Source organism: Microcella flavibacter, assembly GCF_012530535.1.
Classification (GTDB): Bacteria; Actinomycetota; Actinomycetes; order Actinomycetales; family Microbacteriaceae; genus Microcella; species Microcella flavibacter.
Genome location: NZ_CP051299.1, coordinates 2,092,494 through 2,116,485, shown reverse-complemented (window position 1 = coordinate 2,116,485; position 23,992 = coordinate 2,092,494). Strand labels below are relative to the sequence as shown.

At 68.6% G+C, this 23,992-nt stretch carries 20 protein-coding genes and 1 pseudogene; 16 read left to right on the top strand and 5 right to left on the bottom strand.

All coding sequences use genetic code 11. The features are described 5' to 3' along the window. Positions 1 to 164: 164 nt before the first annotated feature. The 15 genes from HGB54_RS10065 (at position 165) to HGB54_RS09995 (ending at position 16,068) form a co-directional block, all read left to right on the top strand. Positions 165 to 2,627 (top strand): LGFP repeat-containing protein, encoded by a 2,463-nt coding sequence (locus HGB54_RS10065; protein ID WP_228545789.1) that lies wholly within the window; start codon positions 165 to 167, stop codon positions 2,625 to 2,627. A 45-nt stretch (positions 2,628 to 2,672) separates the two neighbouring features. Next, entirely contained in the window at positions 2,673 to 3,671 is a 999-nt protein-coding gene (rfbB, locus tag HGB54_RS10060; RefSeq protein ID WP_168916301.1) for a dTDP-glucose 4,6-dehydratase, read from the top strand. 75 nt (positions 3,672 to 3,746) lie between these two features. Then, on the top strand, positions 3,747 to 4,592 hold the full coding sequence (locus tag HGB54_RS10055) for an NAD-dependent epimerase/dehydratase family protein (RefSeq protein ID WP_168916300.1): 846 nt from the start codon (positions 3,747 to 3,749) through the stop codon (positions 4,590 to 4,592). Positions 4,593 to 4,623: 31 nt separating this feature from the next. After that, positions 4,624 to 5,367, top strand: a complete 744-nt coding sequence (locus HGB54_RS10050; RefSeq protein WP_168916299.1) for an NDP-hexose 2,3-dehydratase family protein — start codon at positions 4,624 to 4,626, stop codon at positions 5,365 to 5,367. After that, positions 5,355 to 6,389, top strand: a complete 1,035-nt coding sequence (locus HGB54_RS10045; RefSeq protein ID WP_168916298.1) for a Gfo/Idh/MocA family protein — start codon at positions 5,355 to 5,357, stop codon at positions 6,387 to 6,389. The genes HGB54_RS10050 and HGB54_RS10045 overlap by 13 nt, the downstream gene beginning before the upstream one ends. Beyond that, the gene (locus HGB54_RS10040) at positions 6,382 to 6,873 is read left to right on the top strand and encodes a GtrA family protein (protein ID WP_228545788.1); all 492 of its coding nucleotides are present in this window, start codon (positions 6,382 to 6,384) and stop codon (positions 6,871 to 6,873) included. The genes HGB54_RS10045 and HGB54_RS10040 overlap by 8 nt, the downstream gene beginning before the upstream one ends. Next, positions 6,870 to 7,700 (top strand): glycosyltransferase family 2 protein, encoded by an 831-nt coding sequence (locus tag HGB54_RS10035; protein ID WP_168916297.1) that lies wholly within the window; start codon positions 6,870 to 6,872, stop codon positions 7,698 to 7,700. Before HGB54_RS10040 ends, HGB54_RS10035 begins: the two co-directional genes overlap by 4 nt. 36 nt (positions 7,701 to 7,736) lie before the next feature. Next, entirely contained in the window at positions 7,737 to 8,768 is a 1,032-nt protein-coding gene (locus HGB54_RS10030; protein WP_228545787.1) for a glycosyltransferase, read from the top strand. After that, positions 8,755 to 9,702: an NAD-dependent epimerase/dehydratase family protein gene (locus HGB54_RS10025; protein ID WP_168916296.1), complete on the top strand. Its 948-nt coding sequence runs from the start codon at positions 8,755 to 8,757 to the stop codon at positions 9,700 to 9,702. Before HGB54_RS10030 ends, HGB54_RS10025 begins: the two co-directional genes overlap by 14 nt. 38 nt (positions 9,703 to 9,740) lie before the next feature. After that, complete coding sequence (locus HGB54_RS10020; RefSeq protein WP_168916295.1) at positions 9,741 to 10,352, top strand: dTDP-4-dehydrorhamnose 3,5-epimerase family protein; 612 nt, start codon at positions 9,741 to 9,743, stop codon at positions 10,350 to 10,352. Further along, positions 10,349 to 11,239, top strand: a complete 891-nt coding sequence (gene rfbA, locus HGB54_RS10015) for a glucose-1-phosphate thymidylyltransferase RfbA (RefSeq protein WP_168916294.1) — start codon at positions 10,349 to 10,351, stop codon at positions 11,237 to 11,239. Before HGB54_RS10020 ends, rfbA begins: the two co-directional genes overlap by 4 nt. A gap of 55 nt (positions 11,240 to 11,294) precedes the next feature. After that, the gene (glf, locus tag HGB54_RS10010) at positions 11,295 to 12,464 is read left to right on the top strand and encodes a UDP-galactopyranose mutase (RefSeq protein WP_168916293.1); all 1,170 of its coding nucleotides are present in this window, start codon (positions 11,295 to 11,297) and stop codon (positions 12,462 to 12,464) included. Continuing rightward, positions 12,461 to 14,440, top strand: coding sequence for a glycosyltransferase (locus tag HGB54_RS10005; RefSeq protein WP_228545786.1), 1,980 nt, complete (start codon positions 12,461 to 12,463; stop codon positions 14,438 to 14,440). Before glf ends, HGB54_RS10005 begins: the two co-directional genes overlap by 4 nt. A gap of 25 nt (positions 14,441 to 14,465) precedes the next feature. Further along, positions 14,466 to 15,335 carry an ABC transporter permease gene (locus HGB54_RS10000; protein ID WP_168916935.1) on the top strand — a complete coding sequence of 290 codons (870 nt, stop codon included), beginning with the start codon at positions 14,466 to 14,468 and terminating at the stop codon, positions 15,333 to 15,335. Beyond that, positions 15,319 to 16,068, top strand: coding sequence for an ABC transporter ATP-binding protein (locus HGB54_RS09995; protein ID WP_168916292.1), 750 nt, complete (start codon positions 15,319 to 15,321; stop codon positions 16,066 to 16,068). Before HGB54_RS10000 ends, HGB54_RS09995 begins: the two co-directional genes overlap by 17 nt. 22 nt (positions 16,069 to 16,090) lie before the next feature. Here HGB54_RS09995 and HGB54_RS09990 read toward each other — a convergent pair whose 3' ends face one another. Both HGB54_RS09990 and HGB54_RS09985 read right to left on the bottom strand, forming a co-directional pair. Beyond that, positions 16,091 to 17,392: an O-antigen ligase family protein gene (locus HGB54_RS09990; protein ID WP_228545785.1), complete on the bottom strand. Its 1,302-nt coding sequence runs from the start codon at positions 17,390 to 17,392 to the stop codon at positions 16,091 to 16,093. After that, on the bottom strand, positions 17,389 to 18,711 hold the full coding sequence (locus HGB54_RS09985) for an O-antigen ligase family protein (RefSeq protein ID WP_168916291.1): 1,323 nt from the start codon (positions 18,709 to 18,711) through the stop codon (positions 17,389 to 17,391). Before HGB54_RS09985 ends, HGB54_RS09990 begins: the two co-directional genes overlap by 4 nt. 101 nt (positions 18,712 to 18,812) lie before the next feature. On the opposite strand from HGB54_RS09985, the gene HGB54_RS09980 reads away from it, so the two are divergent. Then, positions 18,813 to 19,985, top strand: coding sequence for a polysaccharide pyruvyl transferase family protein (locus HGB54_RS09980; RefSeq protein ID WP_168916290.1), 1,173 nt, complete (start codon positions 18,813 to 18,815; stop codon positions 19,983 to 19,985). Here the strand turns inward: HGB54_RS09980 and HGB54_RS09975 are convergent. The 3 genes and pseudogenes from HGB54_RS09975 to HGB54_RS12820 form a co-directional block, all read right to left on the bottom strand. Then, entirely contained in the window at positions 19,969 to 21,150 is a 1,182-nt protein-coding gene (locus tag HGB54_RS09975) for an acyl-CoA dehydrogenase family protein (RefSeq protein WP_168916289.1), read from the bottom strand. The two genes, HGB54_RS09980 and HGB54_RS09975, sit on opposite strands and share 17 nt — an antisense overlap. 124 nt (positions 21,151 to 21,274) lie before the next feature. Beyond that, a complete protein-coding gene (locus tag HGB54_RS12785) occupies positions 21,275 to 23,683 on the bottom strand; it encodes a S8 family serine peptidase (RefSeq protein WP_323740667.1) in 2,409 nt (802 codons plus the stop codon). A gap of 33 nt (positions 23,684 to 23,716) precedes the next feature. Beyond that, positions 23,717 to 23,917, bottom strand: a pseudogene (locus HGB54_RS12820) (hypothetical protein); the annotation flags it as partial. Positions 23,918 to 23,992: the final 75 nt, after the last annotated feature.

Sequence of the window (23,992 nt, the reverse complement as noted above, 5' to 3'; positions counted from 1 at the left end):
GTTTCCGAGCGCGAAAGGGCGACGGGTCGAGAATCCCCTGCTCGCTGGCGCTCCCGGACATGCTAGCCCGGAGTCGATCAGCCTGAGTCGTTCCTCGCGCTCCGGGGCGACGTGATGGACAATGGCAAAGATGGCCTCGGGGGAGGCCGCGCGATGGGGGAAAAGTGTCCGGAGCAGTTCACTCGCGATCGCAGGCAGCGGTCGACCGCGTTCAGCGATCCGTCGCCGTCCTCCTCGCCCTGCTGATGGTCGCCGTCATCGTCGTCGCCGATCACTCGTCGGCGCCGCCCGCGAGGGCCGCGGACCTCAGCCAGTTCGACCCGGGGAACATCATCAGCGACGAGGTGTTCTTCGACTCGCGCACGATGACCGAGTCGGAGGTGCAGAGCTTCTTCGAGTCGCGCGTCTCCCGATGCGCCACGGGGCGCCAGTGCCTGATCAACTGGCGCGGCGACACCTTCACGCGCGAGGCGACCAGTCGGTGCGCGCGATATCAAGGAGCAGCGCAGGAGTCCGCGGCCCGGGTGGTCTGGAAGGTCTCCCAGGCCTGCGGTATCAACCCCCGCGTCCTCATCGTGATGCTCCAGAAGGAGCAGGGCCTCGTCACCTCGACGGCCCCGTCCGACTACGCGTGGCGGGCGGCAATGGGGTACGGCTGCCCCGACACGGCCGCGTGCGACTCCGCGTATTACGGCTTCTACAACCAGGTCTACAACGCCGCCGCGCAGATGCAGCGGTACACCCAGACCTCTTCGCAGTGGCGCTACCAGCCCGGGCGGGTCAACACCATTCAGTGGCACCCGAACGCCGCGTGCGGCTCGACGTCCGTGTACATCCACAATCAGGCCACGGCCAATCTCTACATCTACACGCCGTACCAGCCGAATCGCGCCGCCCTCAACGCCGGCTACGGGATCGGTGACTCCTGCTCCTCGTACGGCAATAGGAACTTCTACAGCTACTTCGTCGACTGGTTCGGCCCGACGACGTACGACGTGCCAGGCACCATCGGCACTCTCTGGAGGTCTCTGGGCGCATCGGGCAGCGAGATCGGCAGCCCGGCGGGCCCGCAGCTCGCGTACTCGCCCAATGGCGGTGGCTATGCGCAGGAGTTCACCAAGGGCTACATCTATGCGAGCGGGTCCGGAATTGCCGCGCTGCGGAAGAACAGCGCGATCTTCGCCCGGTACGCCGCTGACGGGTCGCAATACGGCGGGCACGGATGGCCGCGTACGAGCGAGCTCTGCGACTCGGTGGGATGCGTCGCCGCGTTCCAGGGGGGTGCGATCGGCTGGACCCCCTCGGGCGGGGTGGCGGAGGTCACGGGCGCGGCATGGCTCGTCTATTACGCCCAAGGACACGCCGAGGGTGCGCTCGGGGCTCCGCGCCAGGCCGTCTCCGCGAGCCCGGATGGGCGCGGTTCCATGCAGCGCTTTACCGGGGGAACGATCTACCTCGGCCCCGGCGGTGACCATCATCTGCTCGCGCGGAGCGCTATCACGCAGACCTACGAGGCAACGGGAGGGCCGACGGGGGAGCTGGGCTGGCCGACCTCTCCGGAGACCTGCGTTTCCGGAGCGTGCTGGGTCGAGTTCGAATCGGGCGTCCTCGGATGGACGCCGAGCACCGGAGTGCGATCGGTGACCGGCGCGGTACTGGCGGCGTACCGGCAGGCCGGAGGACCGCGGGGATCTCTCGGGGTGCCGGTCGGATCGGAGACGGGATACGCCGTCGCCGGGGGCGGTTCCGCCCAGGACTTCCAGGGTGGCTACGTCTACCGGAGGGGGACCGAGGCCGTGGCGCTTCGGAAGGGGAGCGGCATCTTCCAGCGGTACTCGGCGCTCGGCTCGCAGTACGGCCCGCTGGGCTGGCCGCGGTCGGGCGAGTCCTGTTCCGGAACCTCCTCGTGCAGCGTGCTCTTCGACGAGGGGCGGATCGTCTGGAGCCCCGCAGGCGGCATCCACGTGATCACCGGCGACATCGAGGAGGCCTTCGAGGAGACCGGCGGCGTCACCGGACTGCTGGGCGCGCCGACCAGCGGCGAGTTCGGGTACGCGGTCGGAGGCGGGGGCTCGGCGCAGGACTTCCAGGCCGGCTACGTCTACTCGTCGAGCAGCGGCACGCATGCTCTTCGGAAGAACAGCGCGATCTTCCAGCGCTACGCGGCGCTCGGCTCCCAGTACAGCTCCCTCGGGTGGCCCGCGAGCGCGGAGACCTGCCCGACGGGCACCACCTGCTCGATCGACTTCCGCAGCGGGGTAATCGGCTGGTCGGCGGCCGGGGGCGTCCACATCGTGCCCGATCCCCTCGCGCCGGAATTCCGACGCGTGGGCGGGATGGCCGCTGCCGGAGCGCCGACCAGCGCGGTGTTCGCCGATGCGGCTCGCGGCGGCGGGCGCGCGCAGGCGTTCCAGAACGCCTACGGGTACGCCTCCCCGGCCGGCACGGCGGTGCTCCTGACGAGCAGCCCGATCTTCCGTGAGTACGCGCGCCTCGGCTCGCAGCGCGGCGATCTCGGGTGGCCGGTCGCGTCTCAGACGTGCTCGTCGACCAGCTGCATGGTCGCGTTCCAGGGCGGACGCCTGTCGCTCGACCTCGCGTCCGGAGCCATTACGCGCTCGCCGTGACGGGGCTGCTCGGGGGTCCGCCCGGGTGACGCTACTGTGGATGTCATGAGCAATCTGCTGATCACGGGCGGCGCGGGATTCATCGGGTCGAACTTTGTCCGGTACCTCGTGGAGAACACCGACCATCGAATGACGGTCCTCGATAAGCTCACCTACGCCGGAAGCCGGGAATCGCTCGCGGGCCTCCCCTCGGACCGGGTCGAGCTCGTCGTCGGCGACATCGTCGACGCCTCGACCGTCGATGCGCTCGTCGAGCAGGCCGATGCGGTCGTGCACTTCGCGGCGGAGTCGCACAACGACAATTCGTTGAACGACCCGACTCCTTTCCTGTCGACCAACATCATCGGCACCTTCACGCTTCTGGAGGCCGCGCGCAAGACCGGCACCCGGTTCCACCACATCTCGACGGACGAGGTCTACGGCGACCTCGAGCTCGACGACCCGGAGCGGTTCACCGAGTCGACGCCGTACAACCCCTCGAGCCCTTACTCCTCAACTAAGGCGGGCTCCGACCTGCTCGTGCGGGCGTGGGTGCGCTCGTTCGGGGTGCAGGCGACCATCTCGAACTGCTCGAATAACTACGGTCCGCTGCAGCACGTCGAGAAGTTCATCCCGCGCCAGATCACGAACGTGATCGACGGCGTCGCCCCGCGACTCTACGGGCGCGGTCAGAACGTGCGCGACTGGATCCACGTCGACGATCACTCGAGCGCGGTCCTCGCGGTCCTCGAGCGCGGCCGCATCGGCGAGACCTACCTCATCGGGGCCGATGGGGAGCGGACGAACGTGGAAGTGGTCGAGGCCGTGCTGCGGCTCATGGGGAACGATCCGGACGGCTACGATCTCGTGGCCGACCGGCCAGGGCACGATCTGCGTTACGCGATCGACTCGAGCAAGCTGCGGGACGAGCTCGGGTGGCGCCCGGCCTTCGACGACTTCGAGGCGGGCCTCGAGTCGACCATCGACTGGTACCGGCGGAACGAGCCGTGGTGGCGTGAGCAGAAGCGCGACGCCGAGGCGAAGTACGCGCTCACCGGGCAGTAGGCGGCCGTGCCCGCGAGGGCGCCCGCGCGCGGGTTCGGCACGTTCCCGCCGTCGAGAGAACCGAAGGATGACGAGATGATCAACAAAGTCGTGGTGACCGGGTCCAACGGCTACATCGGGCGTCATGTGGTCGCTGAGCTGGCCCGTCGCGGTGTGCGGACCGTAGCTGTTTCACGATCCGCTCCGGCTCAGCAGCCCGACGGGGTCGTGACCATGACGGAGGACATCGGCGCACCGTCGGCCGCACTCCTGGAGGAGATCGGCGAGGCCGACGTCCTCCTGCACTTCGCCTGGCGCGACGGCTTCGTCCTCGGCTCCCGGGCGCACGGTGACGATCTCTCCATGCATCATCGCTTCCTGGTCGACGCGGCCGAGGCCGGGGTGGGCCGGATAGCTGTGGCCGGCACCATGCACGAGGTCGGGTACCACGAAGGGGCGGTCACCGCCGACACGCTCGAACGCCCCGCGTCCCCGTACGGAGTCGCGAAGCGCGCCCTGCGGGAGCTGCTCGCCCTCGAGCTGCCATCGCGAGGCGCCGCTCTCCAGTGGCTGCGGTGCTTCTACATCGTCGGGGACGATGAGCACAGCCAATCGGTGTTCGCGAAGCTGCGGGTGGCGGCCCTGAGGGGTGACGAGCTGTTCCCCTTCACGACCGGCAAGAACGAGTACGATTTCATCGACATCGAGCAGCTCGCGGTGCAGATCGTGGACGCCGCCTCCCAGGACGCTCATACCGGGATCATCCACTGCTGCAGCGGCGTGCCGGAGTCCCTCGCGTCGAGGATGGAGCGGTACATCGCGGATCATGGGTGGAGCATCCGGCTCGACTATGGAGCCTTCCCGGACCGACCCTTCGACTCGCCCGGCATCTGGGGCGACGCCACCACGATCTCGCTCATCCAGCACGACGCCGCTCGGTGAGCTTCGCTGCTCCAAGGACAGGACCACAGACATGACACTCCGCGACGACCTCCACGACCTCATCGCGCGAAGCGCCTCGGAGGATGACGCACAGCGGCTCGGTCGCTACGTAGACCTCGTGCTCGCCGACCAGAACAGCTTTCACACCGATGACGAGCTGTACGCGTGGATCGACGGGATCCGGGAGCGGAGCGCGGTGGTGCTCGAGCGCAAGCCCGTCACCGAGCTCCGCGGCTGGCACGTCGACGGGACGAGCGGCGAGATCTACCACGAGTCCGGCGAGTTCTTCCGCATCATCGGCGTCGAGATCAAGAACGCGGAGCGCGAGGTGAGCGGGTGGGACCAGCCCTTCGTGCACCAGAAGGAAATGGGGGTGCTGGGCATCGTTCGCACCACCTTCGACGGGGTCGACCACTACTTGTTGCATGCGAAGGCCGAGCCCGGGAACACCCTGCTGTTCCAGATCTCGCCCACGCTCCAGGCGACCTACTCCAATCTGAAGACCGCGCACGGCGGCAAGGTCCCGCGGTTCTCCGAATTCTTCGTCGGGGAAGGGGATCGACGCTCCCGCGTCCTCTACGAGAAGTGGCTGGCCGAGGACGGCGGCCGATTCTTCCTGAAGTCGAACCTCAACGTCCTGGTGAGCGTGGAACCGCAGGACCTTCCCGAGATCCCGGACGACTACCGGTGGTTCACACTCTCGCAGATCAAGCGGTTCCTCCTGCACGACAACTACATCAATCCGCACGTGCGGAGCATCCTGTGCCACATCTGAGTCTCGGAGTTCTCGGGGCGGCGAAGATCGCGGAGAAGAGCACGCTCCCGGCGATCGTCGCGACGCCCGGCATCGAGCTGACGGCGATCGCATCCCGCGATGCTTCGCGCGCGAGCGCGCTGGTGGAGCGCTTCGGCGGGACGGCGCGCGAAGAGTACGAGCAGATCATCGACGACCCGTCGATCGACGCCGTATACGTGCCGCTCCCAATCGGGCTGCACCGGGAGTGGGTGGGTCGCGCGCTTCGCGCCGGCAAGCACGTACTCTGCGAGAAATCGCTGGCGGGGTCGTATGACGCCGTCCGCGAGCTCGTCGGACTCGCTCGGGAGCGAGAGCTCGTGCTGTTCGAGAACTTCATGTGCGAGACGCATCCGCAGAGCCTCGTCGTGCGCGAGACGATCGCGAACGGCGGGATCGGCGACCTCGCCCACCTCTCCCTCTCCTTCGGATTCCCCGCCTTCCCCGCCGACGACCAGCGCAACAGCCGAGCGCTCCAGGGCGGCGCCCTCAACGACGCGGGCGCCTACTGCGCCGACATGGCCGTCTTCTACAGCTCGCGACTCCCCGTCTCCGTGGTGGCGACCGCGCAGAGCCGCGGTGCCGAGGTCGACCAGTGGGGCACCGCGGCGCTGACCCTCGAGAGCGGGGTCGTGGCGCACCTCTCCTACGGATTCGGACTCGACTACCGGAACGAGGCGCGCCTCTGGGGGGAGACCGGCCGCATCGAGGTCGATCGAGCATTCTCGATCCCCGCCGATCGTCGCCCTTCCGTCACCGTCACGCGCAACACCGCTGCGACGGTGCTCGACATCGCCGCCGCCGATCAGTTCCGCACCCAGATCGAGCGGTTCGTGCGCACCGTGCGGGATGGCTCGGGCGCTGTCGAGCTCGATCGTCGGCAGGCCCACGGGCTGCTCATGGAATGCATCCGGCGTTCGGCGTGGGAGGATCGCTCGGTCCGGCTCTCCGAGCACGACGACTGGGATGCGCTCGCGACGCGAATGCGCGCGCACCATGACTGAGCCCGCACCCGCGCCCTCCGAGGGGGGAGCGGAGCCCGCGCTCTCGAGCAACGGCATGAGCGGCCCGCCGGGCCCGCTGCTGCGGCTCGTGCGCGATCACCGCGTCGCGTTCCTCATCGTCGGTGTCGCGAACACCGCCATCGGATTCCTCTGGTTCACCCTCTTCCTCTACACCGCCGGACAGGTGTGGGGCTATATGACCGCTCTCGTGCTCTCGCACATCGCCGCCGTGCTCTGCGCCTTCGTGCTGTACCGGCGCTTCGTCTTCCGGGTCCGCGGCAACACGCTGCGAGATCTGGCGCGTTTCGAGAGCGTGTACCTCGTCGCCCTCGGCGTCAACGCCGTCCTCCTACCGGTGCTCGTCGAGTTCGGCGGCATCCACCCGTTGATCGCTCAGGCGCTCATCGTCTTCATCACCACGCTCATCAGCTACTTCGGTCACCGGCACTTCTCGTTCCGGCGCCGAGGAGGGAACGCTCCATGACCCCCCGCCTGTCCGTCGTCATGCCGACGTTCAACAACGCGCCGTTCGTGGAGGACGCCGTGGAGTCGATCCTCGCGCAGGACCACCCCGACTTCGAGCTGGTGATCGCGGATCACAGCTCGACCGACGGCACGTGGGAGAAGCTCCAGAGGTTCTCCTCGGACGAGCGCGTCCGACTGCTCGTCACGGAGGCCGGGGGCGGAGCCGAGCGCAACTTCAATCGAGTCTCCGCCGCCGCCGTCGGCGAGTACATCAAGATGGTGTGCGGCGATGATCTGCTGAAGCCGGAGGTGCTGTCGCGGCAGAGCGCGATCCTCGACGCCCATCCCGGCGCAGTGCTCACGGCGTGCCAGCGCGAGATCGTCGACGCCCGTGGGCGCACCATCATCGGCGCACGCGGACTCGCCGGCCTGACGCGCCCGATGCGCGGCGTCGAGGCCGTGCGCGCCGTGGTGCGCTCCGGTTCGAACCAGTTCGGCGAGCCGGGTTCCGTCATGATGCGTCGTCAGGAGCTGGAGGAGGACGGGTTCTGGTTCTTCACCTACCCGTACCTCGTCGACCAGGCGACCTACTGCCGGATCCTGATGAGAGGGGATTTTGTCCCCGATCTCACCGTAGGAGCTGTCTTCAGGATGAACGGCGGGCAGTGGAGCGTGGCGCTCCGCGGGAGCCAGGCCGAGCAAGTGACCGGCTTCCACCGCTGGCTCGCCGAGCACCACCCCGAGGCCGTATCGGCGTCGGATGAGCGCGTCGGGAATCGACGTGCGGCGCTCATGGCGATCAAGCGGCAGGCCGCATACGTCGTCCTGCGGAATCGGATGCGCTGACATGCAGGACATTCACGACCCGAGAGGAGCAGAACGATGACTCTGGACGGCATCGACGTCGGCGTTGCGTCGACGGGCGCGACCTACGTGCACGACATCTCCGTCGTGATCCCGGTGTATCAGGGGGAGCGCACCCTCGCGGCGGTGCTCGAGGAGCTCGTGCCGTACACGGTGGGATTCACGACGCCCGGCCGCCGTCGAGCGAGGGTCGGCGAGGTGATCCTCGTGCACGACCATGGGCCCGACCGCTCCGATGAGACGCTGCGGATGCTGTCGGACCGCTTCCCGCACGTGAAGACGGTCTGGCTCAGCCGCAACTTCGGGCAGCACGCCGCCACCCTGGCCGGGATGGCATCGTCCGGCGGCGCATGGATCGTCACGATCGACGAGGACGGCCAGCACGATCCCTCCTACATGGCGGCGATGCTCGACACTGCACTCGATCAGCAGGCTTCGGTCGTGTACGCCAAGGCGATGAACCCGCCGCCGCACGGCCTCGTCCGCAACACGGCATCCCGGGCGTCGAAAGCCATCCTCCAGAAGGTCTTCGGGGGCGGGCAGGCGCGGGATTTCAACAGCTTCCGACTGGTCGTCGGCGACGTCGGTCGCAGCATCGCGGCGTACTCCGGGACCGGCGTGTACCTGGACGTAGCGCTCACGTGGGTCGCCAATCGGATCGTCACCTGCCCGGTGCTCCTGCGCGAGGAGGGCGGTCGACGGTCGGGGTACTCCTACGCGAAGCTCTTCGCGCACTTCTGGCGGATGATCCTGTCGACCGGTACCAAGGGGCTGCGCCTCGTCACGCTGCTGGGCTTGCTCTTCGCCGTCGGCGGGATCGTGTTCGCGCTCTTCCTGACGGTGGTCCGCCTCACGTCGGGAGGGGTGCCGGAGGGCTGGACGTCCCAGATGATCCTCACGGCGCTCGGCACCGGGGCGATCCTCGTCTCACTCGGGATCGTCGCCGAGTACCTCGGCGTCGCCGTCAACATGGCGATGGGGAAGCCGCCGTACCTCATCGTGCGGGATCTCCATCTCGGTCCACTGGGCAGAGCGCATGAGCGGGGATGACGCGGCCGACCTGATGATCGGGCGCGGCCTTCTCGGTCGTGCGGTTCTCGGGCTCCTCCCGCTTGGCACCCCTGCGGCCTCCGTGCGGTGGGGCGATGCCGATCGAGCCGTGAGTGACCTGCGCGCCGCAGCGGACCAGCTGATCGGGAGCTCGGGCGATCGATGGCGGCTCTACTGGTGCGCGGGCGCCGGGGTGACCGCGACCTCCGCCGAGTCGCTCGAGACCGAGGTCGACGTGTTCCGCCGCTTTCTCGAGCATCTCGAGAGTCTCCCGGAGGCTGTCCGTCGACGGGGCACCGTCTTCCTCGCCTCATCGGTGGGCGGTGCCTATGCGGGAGCAGGCTCGCCGCCGTATGACGAGCGCTCGCCAACCGGCGCGCTCAGTCCGTACGGGTCGGCGAAGCTGGCGATGGAGGCCGAGCTGGCCGCGACGTCCTCCCGCTCCGGCGTGCGCTCCTTCATTGCACGCATCACCAATCTGTACGGGCCCGGCCAGGATCTCTCCAAGGGCCAGGGCCTCATCTCCACCATCGCGCGCACGTACATCTCCAACCAGCCGGCCAGCATCTTCGTCCCCCTCGACACCATCCGCGACTACGTCTACGCCCCGGATTGCGCTCGCGTTGTGGTCGCCAGCGTGGAACGAACCAGTCTCCTCCCGGCCGGATCGAGCATCGTGAAGGTCATCGGCTCGTCGCAAGCGGTATCCATCGGTGCTCTTGTCGGTGAGTTCCGCCGGCTGATGCGCCGTGCGCCGCTCATCGTCCTCGGTGCGGGGAACGCGAGCGGCCAGGCGCCCGACCTCCGGGTGCGATCGACGGTCTGGACCGATCTGGATTCACTCATCAGCACCACGCTGCCCGAAGGGATCTCCCGCACGCACCGATCCTTGCTGCGGGCGTCCAGTGCCGGCTCCGCCGTGCCCGGTGGCTGACGGAAGCCGGCTTTCACGACTGCTGTAGGCTCGTCGCCGTGATCGTCAGAGAATTGAGCGTCCCCGGCAGCTTCGAATTCACGCCCCGTCAGTTCCCCGATTCCCGAGGTTCCTTCGCGGAGTGGTACCGGTTCGAGCCGGTCGAGGAAGCGGTCGGCCACGCTCTCGACCTTCGTCAGGCCAACATCTCGCGCTCGGCGAAGGGGGTGCTCCGAGGCATCCACTACGTCGACCTCCCGGGGCAGGGGAAGTACGTGACCTGCGCTTACGGAGCCGTGCTCGATTTCGTCATCGACATCCGCGTCGGTTCGCCGACGTTCGGGCAATGGGATTCGGTGCTACTGGACGACAAGGACCGCAGGGCGATCTACATCGCCGAAGGCCTCGGCCACGCGTACGTCTCGCTCGAGGAGGACTCGATCGTGACGTACCTGTGCTCGAACACCTACAACGCCGAGACCGAGGGAGCGATCTACCCGTTGGACGCCGCGATTGGCCTCGAGATGCCGGAGGGCTTCGGAGAACCACTGCTCTCCGATAAGGACGTGATCGCGCCGCGCCTCGACGACCTGGTCGCCTCCGGCTCGCTCCCGACCTGGGACGACGCCCGCAGCTATTTCCGCGGCGGCAGCGAGGGGGGTGCGCGATGAAGGGCATCATCCTGGCCGGCGGCACCGGCACCCGCCTGCACCCGCTGACGATCGGCGTCTCCAAGCAGCTCATGCCGGTCTACGACAAGCCCATGATCTACTACCCCCTCACGACTCTCATCCTCGCGGGCATCCGTGAGATCCTCATCATCACCAGCGCGCACGACCAAGAGCAGTTTCAGCGGCTCCTCGGTGATGGATCGCAGTTCGGCATCGAGCTCACCTACAAGATCCAGCCGTCTCCCGACGGCCTCGCCCAAGCCTTCGTCCTCGGCGAGGAGCACATCGGGGACGACAACGTCGCGCTCATCCTCGGGGACAACCTCTTCTACGGCCAGGGGATGGGCTCGCAGCTGCACCGGTATCACGATGTGGATGGCGCGGCGGTGTTCGGCTACTGGGTAGCCGAGCCCTCCGCGTACGGCGTGGTCGAGTTCGACCAGAACGGGGTCGCGCTCAGCCTCGAGGAGAAGCCCGAGCATCCGCGCAGCAACTACGCGATCCCGGGCCTGTACTTCTACGACAACCACGTGGTCGAGTACGCGAGCTCGCTGTCGCCGTCCCCGAGGGGCGAGCTCGAGATCACCGATCTCAACCGGATCTACCTCGAGGCAGGGAAGCTCAAGGTCGAGGTGCTCACCCGCGGGACCGCCTGGCTCGACACGGGCACCTTCGACTCCCTCAACGAGGCATCGAACTTCATCGAGACCGTGCAGAAGCGCCAGGGGCTCTCGATCGGGTGCCCGGAGGAGGTCAGCTGGCGTCAGGGCTTCCTGACCGACGACCAGCTGCGCGAGCGAGGCGAGACTCTCATCAAGAGCGGCTACGGCCGCTACCTCCTCGGTCTGCTCGAGCGCAAAGACAGCCTGAGCGCCGCGCACGCCTGACCTCTCTCGTCGCGAGCCGCTCCCGGCGGAAGACGCGCAACCAGCAAGGAGCACCGTGTCCTATCTCCATCATGACGTCGTCGTCGTCGGATCTGGATTCTTCGGCCTGACGATCGCGGAGCGGGCCGCCTCGGACGGATACCGCGTCCTCGTGATCGACCGACGCGATCACATCGGGGGCAACGCGTACAGCCACCGCGATCCCGAGACGGGCATCGAGGTGCACGACTACGGCGCGCACCTCTTCCACACCTCCAACAAGACGGTCTGGGAGTACGTGAACCGCTTCACCTCCTTCACGCCCTATCAGCACCGGGTGCACACGAACCACCGGGGCGTGGTCTACCCGCTGCCGATCAATCTCGGAACGATCAACCAGTTCTTCACCGCGGCCCACAGCCCGCAGGAGGCGCGACGCCTCATCGCGGAGCAGGCATCGGAGTTCTCCGTCGACGAGGCCCGCAACCTGGAGGAGAAGGCGATCGCCCTGATCGGGCGCCCTCTGTACGAGGCCTTCATCCGCGACTACACCGCGAAGCAGTGGCAGACCGCGCCGACGGATCTCCCGGCCGAGGTGATCTCCCGGCTCCCCGTCCGGTACACCTACGATTCGCGCTATTTCAACGACGACTTCGAGGGCCTGCCCGTCGACGGCTACACGGCCTGGATCGAGCGCATGGCCGACCACCCCCTCATCGAGGTGCGGCTGGGCACCGACTTCTTCGACGAGTCCCAGCCGATCAACAAGGCGGCCATCGTCGGCGCAGTCCCCGTCGTCTACACGGGGCCGGTTGATCGGTACTTCGACTACCAGGCGGGCGCCCTCGGCTGGCGGACTCTCGACTTCACCTCCGAGGTCGTCCCGGTCCCCGATTTCCAGGGGACGCCCGTGATGAACTACGCCGACGCCGACGTGCCGTTCACGCGCATCCACGAGTTCCGGCACTTCCATCCCGAGCGATCCGAGTACCCCGCGGACAAGACCATCATCATGCGCGAGTACTCGCGCTTCGCCGAGCAGGATGACGAGCCGTACTACCCCGTCAACACCCCGGACGACCGCGCGAAGCTGCTCCGGTACCGAGAGCTGCAGGCGGGTGAGGAGAAGGTGCTGTTTGGCGGTCGCCTCGGCACCTACCAGTACCTCGACATGCACATGGCGATCGGCTCGGCACTGACGCAGTACGCGAACAAGGTCTCGGCGATGCTCGGGTCGACCGCGTGAGCGACGTTCCGCTGATCCTCAGCAAGGTCGTGTTCCCGGGTGCGGAGGAGCCCGACACGATGCCGCTCTACCTCGATGTCGACGAGTGGACGGAGCTCGCGATCGAGTCCGACCGTTCGGAGGGCAAGACGCCGCCGCCGACTCCGCTGCGTATCTCCCACCGGAACGCCGCTCCCATGGTCACCGGTCGGCGTTCGCTCACGGTGCCCCGTGGCGAGCGGGTCTCGCTGGCGACGTACTACAACGCCTTCCCCGCGAGCTACTGGCGGCGATGGAGCGTGCTGGACGGCGTGGTGCTCGAGGTCGACACCGACGGCGTGGGCGACATCGTCGTCTACCGCTCCAACGCTCGCGGGATCGTGCAGACCGTCGCGACCCGTCATGTCGACGGTCCGAGCAGCGCGAGGTTCGATCTGTCGTTCGACAACTTCCTCGACGGGGGCTGGTACTGGTTCGACCTCGTCGCGCGGTCGGGCGAGCTGCACCTGACGCGGGCGGCGTGGACCGCTCCGGAGGGGTCCACCGCGCGCACCGCGGGCTCCCTCTCCATCTCCGTCACGACACTCAACAGGACCGCCTACTGCCTCGCGCTGCTGCGGTCGCTCTCGACCGATGAGGATCTGCTGGACGGCGTCCACGAGATTACCGTGGTGGATCAGGGGACTCAGCTGCTGCGGGACGAGCCGGGATTCGACGAGGTGCAGCAGGTGCTCGGCACGCGTCTGCGCGTCATCGAGCAGAAGAACGTCGGAGGCTCGGGAGGATTCTCGCGCGGCATGCTCGAAGCGATCGATCAGGACGGGCCCGAGCACGTCATGCTGCTCGACGACGACGTCGTCGTCGATCCGGAGGGCATCCGGCGCGCGCACGTCTTCGCGACGCTGTGCCGCAAGCCCACGATCGTCGGCGGGCACATGTTCGACATGTACGACAAGACGAAGCTCCACGCCTTCGCCGAGGGCATCGACCGGTGGAACTTCCTGTGGGGCCCGATCACTCCGGGGCGGCACAACCTCACCTCGATGAATCTTCGGCAGACCCGGTGGATGCACCGGCGGTTCGACGTCGACTACAACGGCTGGTGGATGAGCGTCATCCCGGTCTCCCTCATCAGGCAGATCGGGCTCTCCCTGCCGGTCTTCATCAAGTGGGACGATGCGGAGTACTCCCTCCGCGCGAAGGCTCACGGCGTCTCGACCGTGACCCTCCCCGGCGCCTCGGTGTGGCACGTGTCGTGGGTCGACAAGGACGATTCCCGCGACTGGCAGGCGTTCTACCACGCGCGCAACCGGCTCGTCGTGGCGCTGCTGCACTCGCCCTTCCCGGGGGGCGGTCGGTTGACGACCAGCAACATGGCGAGCGACATGCGCCACCTGCTGACCCTCGATTACTTCACCGTCCACCTCCGTCTCGCGGCGTACGAGAGCGTTCTCGCCGGCCCCGGCCGGCTCCACGGCGAGCTCGAGACGCGCCTGCCGCGCATCAAGGAATCGGGGAAGGAGTTCCGGGAGACCCGACTGATCCGCGCCATCGAGGAGTTCGAGGCGTTCCCCTCGACGGACAGCTCGTCCGGTGCCCTCTCGTACGGCGCCCGACCCGAGGGCAGGAACGGGTGGGCCAAGTGGCTCCTGCCCGTGCTCCGCTGGCACTGGTTCTCCAAGGTGCCCGATAGCGCCCAGCACCATCCCGACGCCCATGTGCCGCACGGTTCTCCTTGGTGGACCTTCGCCATGCGCAACAGCCTTATCATCTCCAACGCCGAGGGTTCCGGCGTCACCTGGCACGTCCGCGACCGCGCGAAGTTCCGCTCGATGCTGGTGTCGTCGATCCGGCACAATCGCCGGATGCGGCGGGAGTGGGCCTCTCTCTCCGAGCAGTACCGCTCCGCCCTGGGCGACATCACCGGTCCGGAGCAGTGGCGCCGCACCCTGGGTGTCGCGACACCTGCCGAGCGCGCCGATGGCCGCGACCGATGACCCGACGGATGGGGCGGTGCGCGGCATGACGGCCGCGACGCGCGACCGGTGGTCGGACTTCGCGACGCCGGGGGCGGGCCGCGGGCTGCTCGACGTCGTTCAGTACCGCTATCTGCTGCGGCTGCTGGTGCGGAAGGGGATCCTCACGCGGTACCACGGGTCCGTGCTCGGCTGGACGTGGTCCTACGTCAAGCCCGCGGCGCAGTTCCTCACCTTCTACCTCGTCATGGGCGTGTTCCTCGACCTCAATCGGGGCATCGACAACTTCGCGGTGTACCTCTTTTCCGGTATCGTCGTGGTGAATCTGTTCAGCGAGGCCTTCGGCAACGCCACCCGCTCGATCGTGGACAACGCGCCGCTGGTCAAGAAGATCTACCTCCCTCGGGAGCTCTTCCCGCTGGCCGCGGTGTTTGTCGCGTTCGTGCACTTCCTGCCGCAGCTCGTGATCCTGATGGGGGCGGCGGTCCTGACCGGCTGGTCGCCGACCATCCTTCAGCTGGCGGGCGGCCTGGTCGCCATCGTGATCATCCTCGCGCTCTCCACCGGGCTCGGCCTCCTCTTCGGGGCGGTGAACGTCTCGTTCCGGGATGCGCAGAACGTGGTCGAGCTGATCCTCCTCTTCGCAACGTGGACCTCGCCTGTGCTGTACTCGTGGACGATGGTGCGGGACGCGACTCCCGACTGGTTGTTCCAGCTGTACATGCTCAACCCGATCACGGCCGCCGTGGAGCTGTTCCACGACGCGTTCTGGCTCTCCACGACCTCCGGTCCGATCAGCCGACCGGAGAATCTTGCGCTGCTCGGCGTGATCGGGCTCGTCCTCTCCCTCACCACGCTGCTCATCGGGCAGCTCGTCTTCCGAAAGCTCGAGGGTCGTTTTGCCCAAGACCTCTGAGGCGCCGCTCGCGCGCATCGTGGTGCAGGACGTGAGCAAGGTCTTCACGCTCCGGCACACGCACAGCTTCAAGGAGGCATTCCTCGCCTGGGTCCGACGCAAGTCGACGTCGACCTCCTTCCAGGCGCTCGACGGCATCTCGTTCACGGTCGACGAGGGCGAGTCCGTCGCGCTCCTCGGGTACAACGGCTCCGGCAAGTCGACCCTGCTGAAGCTCATCTCCGGAGTCCTCACGCCCGACGACGGCCGGATCCGGACCAGGGGCCGCATAGCAGGGCTGATCGAGGTCGGAGCGGGGTTCCATCCGGACCTGTCGGGGCGTGAGAACGTCTACCTCAACGCCGCCATCCTGGGCATGAGACGAGCCGAGATCGACGAGGCGTTCGATCGGATCGTGGAGTTCTCCGAGATCGGCGAGTTCATCGACACTGAGGTGAAGCACTACTCGTCCGGCATGTTCGTGCGGCTGGCCTTCTCGGTCGCGATCCACACGGAGCTCGACATCCTGCTGGTCGACGAGGTGCTCGCCGTGGGTGACGCCCCCTTCCGCGACAAGTGCGTCGCGAAGATCAAGGAGCTGGCGTCGCTCGACAAGACCATGGTGGTCGTGAGCCACGACCTCCATATGGTCTCGCGACTGTGCACCCGGGGCGTCGTGATCCGCCACGGGCGATTGATCCACGACGGACCGATCGACAGCGCCATCGCGGCTCTACGGGAGCCGCAGCCGTGAGACGGTCGAGTGGCGCCCGACGTCAGCCCAGCCGATGGCGCCACGAACGACCCCTCGCCGCGGTTACCGCGCACAGCACGAAGAGCATGAGGCCGCCCTCTGCGAGCAGGTAGCTCTCGGTCATGCTCGTCACGAGCAGCAGCACCAGGGTCAGGGCCGGCCAGACGTGCACGGTCGAGCGGCGGTCCGAGGCCACGAGCCAGGCGCGCACTAGCGCGAGACCGAGCGCCACGATGAGCGCGATGAGGCCGGCGAGGCCGAGCTGCAGCGTGATGTCGACGAAGGCGTTGAGCGCCGACTCGGCAGGGCGGCCGAAGGCGTCGTCGATGGTGAGGAAGGGGTAGAGGTCGAGTGGCCAGGGGCCGACCCAACCCCAGCCCTGGACGGGGTGGAGGGCGGCCCACGCCTCGACCTGCGCCCAGACGCTCGTGCGCGCGGTGACGTCGGCAGCGGCATCCACCGCATCGACGAGGGGTGAGCGGAAGATCCAGCCGATGCCGACCGCGGCGAGGGCGGAGACCAGCAGGGTGCCCTGCACGGCACGCCGGCTCTCGGGGCGCATGCGGCGCAGCCCCACGAGCGCGAGTCCCGCGACGGCGACGGCCGACAGCACCAGCCAGCTGACGGGGGAGCGGGCGAAGACCAGGCACGCCGCCGCGAGGGCGAGCGAGTAGGCCGTGAGGCCGCGGGGGACCGATCGGGTGCGGTACTCCACCCAGAAGCTCAGCGCGGCGAGGGCCGCGAGGAACGCGAGCGAGTTGCGCGTGCCGGCCAGACCCTCGATGGGCCCGCCCACGGCGAGGCTGCCCTCGATCTCGAGGAAGCGCAGCGGCGTGTCGATGATGATGCCGCTCAGCACTTCCAGGGCGAGCGAGACGGTCAGCACCCAGCGCAGGCCGTTGCCCACCCCGCGCACCACCTGGATCGTGTCGCGCACGAGCGCGATGTAGAGGCCGAACACGGCGAAGGCCAGCGCGTAGAGCACCCCGCCGACGGAGGCCCAGTTGTACTGGCTCCACAGCACGCTCAGCACCATCAGCGAGAACAGCGCGATGAGCGAGACCGGCAGGATGCCCCGCCACTCCACCCGGTCGGGCTGACCCGCGATGCTGAGGCCGGCGAGCACGACGAGCGTCACGATGATCGCGATCGCGCCCGGCCAGCCGAAGAAGGCGCGCACGGCGTGCGTGCACAGCGCCACGACGATGATCACCTCGGTGAGCACCTGGCTGAACTGCGGGGAGGAGAACTGCTGCCGCGCCTCGGCGAGCAGCGCGCGACCGCGTCCGGCGGCGGCGCCCGCGGCGGCGGATGCCCCGCTCACGCTCGCGCCCGATCGAGCGACCCGCCCGCGCGCGCGGGGCCGGGCGATGCCTCGAACCAGCCGCTGTGCGAGCGGGACGCGACGGCGAGGTAGACGAGCAGCAGCCAGCCCGCCTCCACGAGGATGCGCGACTCGGCAAGGCTCTGCACCAGCAGCGCGACGATGAGCAGGGCCGGCAGGAGCCTCAGGGCGGGAGTGGCCGCGGCGGGGTCGGCGGGAGCATCCACCGCCCACGACCAGCAGCGCAGCAGCGTCGTGACGGCGAGCACGGCGAACACGACCGCGCCGACCAGGCCGAGCTGGAACGCCACGTCGAGCCACGCGCTGTGCGCCTGCAGGTAGCGCACGCCCCCGTAGATGGCGAGGTCGTCGAACGGGGCCACCCACGGGGCCCAGTAGCTCACCCAGCCCCACCCCAGCACCCGCCGCTCGCCGATGAGGTCGACGACCGAGGCCCAGATGTCGAGGCGGAACGTGAGGTCGCTGCTGCGCCCCAGCAGGTCGAGCAGCGGCTCGCGCAGGGCCAGCACGAGCGCGGTGAAAGCCGCGGTGCCGGCGGCGAAGACCCCGTAGAGCAAGAGGCGGCCGCGGGTGCCGAGGCGGCGGGCGAGCAGCAGCACGCTGAGCACGGCGACGACCGCGATCGTCATGGCGATGACGGTGCCCGAGCCGGACAGCGCGAATGCGGCGACGGCGGCGACGAGCCAGAAGATGCCGGCGAACCGGCCCACCCGGCGATCGGCGAGCTGGATGGAGAAGACGATGATCGCCAGCAGCGCGGCGAGCCCCAGCAGGTTGGCGTTGCCCATGATGCCCTGGATGCGGCCGCCGTCGAACAGCAGCGAGCGCGACCAGTAGTAGGCGCGGGGGAACGGCTCCTCGTACGACACCCAGAGCGGCAGGATGGGGCGGCCCACGAAGACCTCGACGGCGAGCTCGAACACGAGGGATAGCCCGATCACCCAGCGCAGCGCGACGCCGAAGGCCCGCAGCATCGCCGAGAGGCTGATCGTCTTGGCCATGACGATGGCGCCGAACGCGGTGACGAGCGTCGAGAGCGTGCCGAGCGCCGAGGCCCCGGGGTACGCCGACCACAGCACCGACGCCACCATCAGCAGCAGCAGCGCAGCGAGGGGCTTCGGGATGCGCCTCACGTCGACCCGCTCGCGCACGGCGACGACGATCCAGCACGCCAGCAGCCCGGCGATGATCGCGCCCCAGCCGAACCAGGTGATCGAGTAGCGCCAGACGTCGCCGGCGAGCAGTGTGAAGAGCGTGAGGGCGGCGAGGGCGACGCGGCGCTCCCGGAGCCAAGACATGCGATCAGCGTACCGGCGCCCCGGCCCCAGCCCTCGCCCTTGCCGGAGGCGATCAGAACCCAGTTTCCCGCAACGGCCCGACCACGTCTACGGTGGGAAGCGTGGGCGACGCGGCGTACATCATCAGCGCCGCGGGCATACCCAATTACGGCGACGAGGTCATCCTCCGGACGTGGTTGCGACACCTCGGGGAGCACCAGCCAGACCGCGACATCTGGGTCGACTGCCCGGAACCCGGACGGGCCGCGATCCTCATGCGGAACGTGAATCCGCGAGCGCGGTTCGTCAACACCCTGTGGCATCTCAGCCGACGCTCGCCGAGCTCGGGTTACACGACGATCCGCGAGTTCACCCGCACGATGATCGACCGATTGGGAACTCCCGAGCTCGATTCAGGCCTCATCGTCCTACGCGACGCGGGTTCCGTGCATATCGTGGGCGGCGGGTACCTGAACGAGATGTGGCCGGAGAATCTTGCCTTCATCGCCGCGGCGGCGCATCTCGCCGAGTCGAGGGGTATCCCTGCTTTCCTCACGGGTGCCGGTCTGATGCCGTGCGAACCGGCCACAGCGGCGTTGCTGCGACCCGACGTAGCTGCATTCACGCTCGCCGAGGCGCGGGACGCGGCGAGTGCTGCGCTGGTGGGAATACCTCTTGGCTGGGACGATGCCGTGCTGCGCTGGCAGGAGGTCGCGACGGGGGACCCGGACGAAGCGCCCGACATCATGATCCTCATCCAGGGCGATCTCGGCGCGGCGAATGTCGACGAGGACGCCGAGGCAGCGGTTGTGGCCGAGTTCGTCGCCGCGGCGCGGGCTCGAGGCGGGCGCACCGTCGGGTTCATCGAGGGCTACCCGCAGTTTGATGGTCGGCGGTGGAGCCGCTACCGGGAGGAGTACCCGGACGCTGCGTTCCTTTCCTTCGAGTTCCTTTGGGAAACGGGGCTGCCCGCTCGGTCCGGCCAACAATGGCTGACGACCCGCTTCCACTTCCACCTCCTCGCGGCCGCCTACGGCGCCGACGGCCTCGCCATGGTGAGCGATCAGGATTACTACGCCCAGAAGCACGCGCTGCTCGACGAGTGGGGTACTGGGTGGCCTCTCGTCGGCTTGGTTGAGTCTCGATCGGGACTCCCCGAACCGGCACGCGACCTCGGCTTCGACAGCGTGCTCCACCGCGCGCATAGAGATAAATCGGCAGTAGCGGCGACCGTCTACCCGCCTAGCACACTCGCTCCTACGGGATGGCGCCGCGCTCTCAGACGAAAGCGCTGACGCCCGTGATGGCCCGGCCCACGATGAGGCTGTTCATCTCGCGCGTGCCCTCGTAGCTGTAGAGCGCCTCGGCGTCGGCGTGGAAGCGCGCGACGTCGTAGTCGAGCACGATGCCGTTGCCGCCGAGCGCCTCGCGGCACATCGCGACCGTCTCCCGCATCGCGGTCGTGCAGTAGGCCTTCGCCATCGAGGCGTGCTCGTCGCGCTGCGTGCCGGCGTCCTGCATCTGCGAGACCTTCGTGCACATCGCGATCGAGGCGGTGATGTTCATGAGGCTGCGGCTCAGCAGGTCCTGGATGAGCTGGTGGTGCGCGATCGGCTTGCCGAACTGCACCCGCTCCTTCGTGTACGCGACCGCTGCCTCGTACGCGCCGATGGCGGTGCCGACGGCGGCCCAGGCGACGTCCGCGCGCGTGAGCCGGAGAACGGCCGCGGTGTTGCGGAACGACTCGGCCTTCTCGAGCTTGTGAGCGGCATCCAATCGGACGTTCTCGAGGGTGATGTCGGCGTTCTGGACGATGCGCAGCGACTGCTTGCGCTCGATCTTCGTGGCCGTGTACCCGGGGGCGTCGGTGGGGACGATGAAGCCCTTGACCTGGCCGTCGACCGTGCTCTTCGCCCAGATGATCGTGATGTCGCTGAAGGTGGCGTTGCCGATCCAGCGCTTGGCGCCGTTGAGCACCCAGCCGTCGCCGTCGGGGGTCGCCGTGGTGCGCAGGCCCTGCGCGGCGTCGCTGCCGGAGAGCGGCTCGGTGAGGCCGAAGGCGCCGATGACCTCGCCGCTCGCGAGCTTCGGCAGCCAGTGCTGCTTCTGCTCGGCCGAGCCGTTGACGCCGATCGAGCCCATCGCGAGGCCGTTCTGCACGCCCACGTAGGTGGCGACGCTCGCGTCGATGCGGGCGAGCTCGAGCGCGGACCAGCCGCCGTAGAGAGCGGAGTGCTCGCCCGTGCGGGTCTCGTCCCACAGCTGCCCGAAGAGCGGGTGGCGGTGCAGCACGTCGACGATCTCGCGGGGGAACTCCGCCTTGTCCCACGCGTCGTTGACGAGGGGCTTGAGCTGCGCCTCCGTGTCGAGGCGGAGGGCGAGCAGCGCCTCCTTCTCATGGTCGGCGAGAGCGTTCTCGAAGCCGTAGAAGTCGCTGGCGAGGGTGGGGAAGTCGGTCATGGTGATCGTCCTCTGGGTGCTCGAAGTGGTCACCGCCAGATTACGGAGGGATGGCTCTGCAGCCAGGGACTTTGTCGATCGTGCTCAGCAGGAGCGCAGCGCGGCCGCCGTCCGCTGTCGATGGTCACCCCTGACGGATCGCCGCAGAACTGGCGCTGAGAACCGTGGTCGCCGTAGGCGATTTCCGATCCCACGTGATCCACCCGCCCTGCGTGACGAGTACGCAGGCGTCCGCATCACATCGTTCCGAGGCCCGGGGCCAGCCCAGAGCGCCGCGCTGCGACCCTTGACGCGCGTACTCCAGGAAGACCGCTGAGTTGCTCGCGAGGACCGCAGCGCCCGCGGCTGACCTGTATCCGTACCCGCCGACGAACGCCTGCGCCACACCGCCGCCGTTGGACGGGTCGGCGAATACGTCGCTCACGGCCGGGCCGAGCGATCCCTGCGGGCCGCCCGCCGCACGGTACGCGCCGTCGAGCGGGCCCTCGACGACGCGGACGCCGGCCGACGGAGTCCATGTGATCGTCTGCCGCTCGAACGACACCGCGCACGCGGTGGGCTCCCAGCAGCGCTCCTCACTAGCCGGCCAGCCGGCCGGCCCGTACTGGGAGCCGGAGGCACCATAGCGCTGGAAGATGCCGCTGTTCTTGCGGAGACCCACCGTACCGGCGGTCGATGAGTAGACGTACCCTCCGACGAAGTCCTGGGCTGATCCTGCTCGCGAGGTTCCGGTGAAATACTCGACGCGCTCGCCCCGGGGGCTTCCGAGCACCCCGCTCTGTGCACCGAGCGAGTCCCAGGCCGCGCGAAGGGGCTCGGCGACGACACGGACGCCGGTCGAGGGTGTCCAGGCGATGGAGCCGTTCTCGAAATCGGCGCGGCACGACGCGCCAACGCACTCCTCGGGGGCTGTCGGCCAGCCGAGCGCGCCGTACTGCGAGCCAGCCTGCGAGTAGCGCTGGAAGATCCCGCTATTCTTCCGCAACGCGACCGTCCCCGCCGACGAACCGTAGAGGTAGCCGCCTTCAAGATTCTGCGCGGTTCCGGTCAGGCCTGCGCTGTAGGCCCGCCGGATGTCGATGGGCACTCCGAGGGGCCCCCACGGCCCCCCGGCGCGGCGGTACTCGACGACGAAGTCCGGTCCTACCTCCTGGACTCCCGCTGACGGAATCCACGTGATGGCGCCCCGCTCGAACTCTGCGACGCAGCGTGAACTGACGCACGTCTCTCCGGTTGTCGGCCAGCCCATGACTCCCGCAGGTCCGCCCGCGGCCGCATAGCGAGCGTGGATCGCGCTCCCCGTGCGATGAATAACCGACCCAGCCGTGGAGGAGTAGCCCACTCCGAAGCGGAAGCTCTGCCGGATACCCCCGGATGCGATCTGCGCAGCCGTCGTCGGCGGCCCGACGGTACCGGACGGCCCTCCGGCGGCCCGGTACGCGGCGATGAGTTCTGGTCCTACCACGATCGTGCCGGACGAGGCGTTCCAGAAGATCACGCCGGTTGCGAACTCACCCCAGCACTCGGTGGCGACGTACGCGCACGAAGCGGGCGTCGTCGGCGACCCCAGTGGGCCACCGGCTCCCCCTTGCCGCTGATGCTCGGCCGCGATCGCCAGGGCACCGGCAGAGTCTGCCGGTGCCGCCATCGACACAGCGACCAGGCGGTCGGGGCTGCCCGTCCCGCGAGAGGAGACGAGTCCCGTGCGTGCCGTGGACATTAGCCGACTCTCGACCTGCCGGGCCGTCGTGCCCGGAGCCTCGGCCCACGCGAGCGCCGCGACCCCCGCGACGACCGGCGTCGCCATCGACGTGCCCGACATCATGACCGACGACGACGCGTCGGTGTGGCTCAGCGACCGGACCGCGCTGCCCGGCGCGAAAAGGTCGAGGCAGGAGCCGTAGTTGGAGTAGTCCGCGCGAGCGTCGGTCGTCGTCGTCGCACCCACGGTCAGGGCGGCCGGCACGCGCGCGGGCGACTCGAGGCACGCGTTGTCCCCGATCCGGTCGTCGCCGCCGTTGCCGGCCGCGACGGTGACGATCAGGCCGCGCGTGATGAGATTCTGCACGGCGGTGTCGAGCGGCGAGCTGGCCGGCCCGCCGAGGCTCATGTTGACTATGCCGGGGGTGCCGGCGGGGTGGTTGGCGGCGATCCAGTTGAGGCCGCTGATGACGGTCGACGAGCTCGTCGAGCCGCTGCACGAGAAGACGCGCACCGGAACGACCGAGGCCTTCTTCGCGACGCCGTAGGTCGTGCTCGCCACGATGCCGGCGACGTGGGTGCCGTGGCCCTGGCAGTCGGCAGTGGAGGCGTCGCCGGCGAGGGCGCTCACGCCGGGCAGCAGGCGCGAACCGAGCTGGCCGGCGTTCGGCGAGATGCCCGTGTCGACGATGTACACCCGCACGCCGGCGCCCGCGCTGGCGGGGTACGTGTAGGTGCCGTCGGCCGGGGCGGTCGCCTGGTCGAGCCGCGAGAGGTGCCAGGGAGCGCTGGACTGCGTGTCGAAGAGCGTCATCTCGACGTCGGGATGCACGGCGACGACGTCGGGGCGCTGCTCGAGCATCCCGGCCTGGGCGTCGGTGAGCTCGGCGGCGACGCCGCTGAACGCGTCGTCGAAGGTCTCGACGGGCTCGCCGCCCAGATCCTCGGCGACGGCGGCGACGGTCTCGACGGCGCCGGGCGCGGTCTCGACGATCCACGCTGACTCCTCGGCGGGCGCGGGCGCGACCGTCAGCGTCGCGGCCAGCAGGCCGACGACCGTGCTCATTCTCATGATGCCCATGCGGCAGTTCCCCCCGAAGCGCGTCTCCCCCCGGAGACCCACCCCGATGCTAGGCGGGCC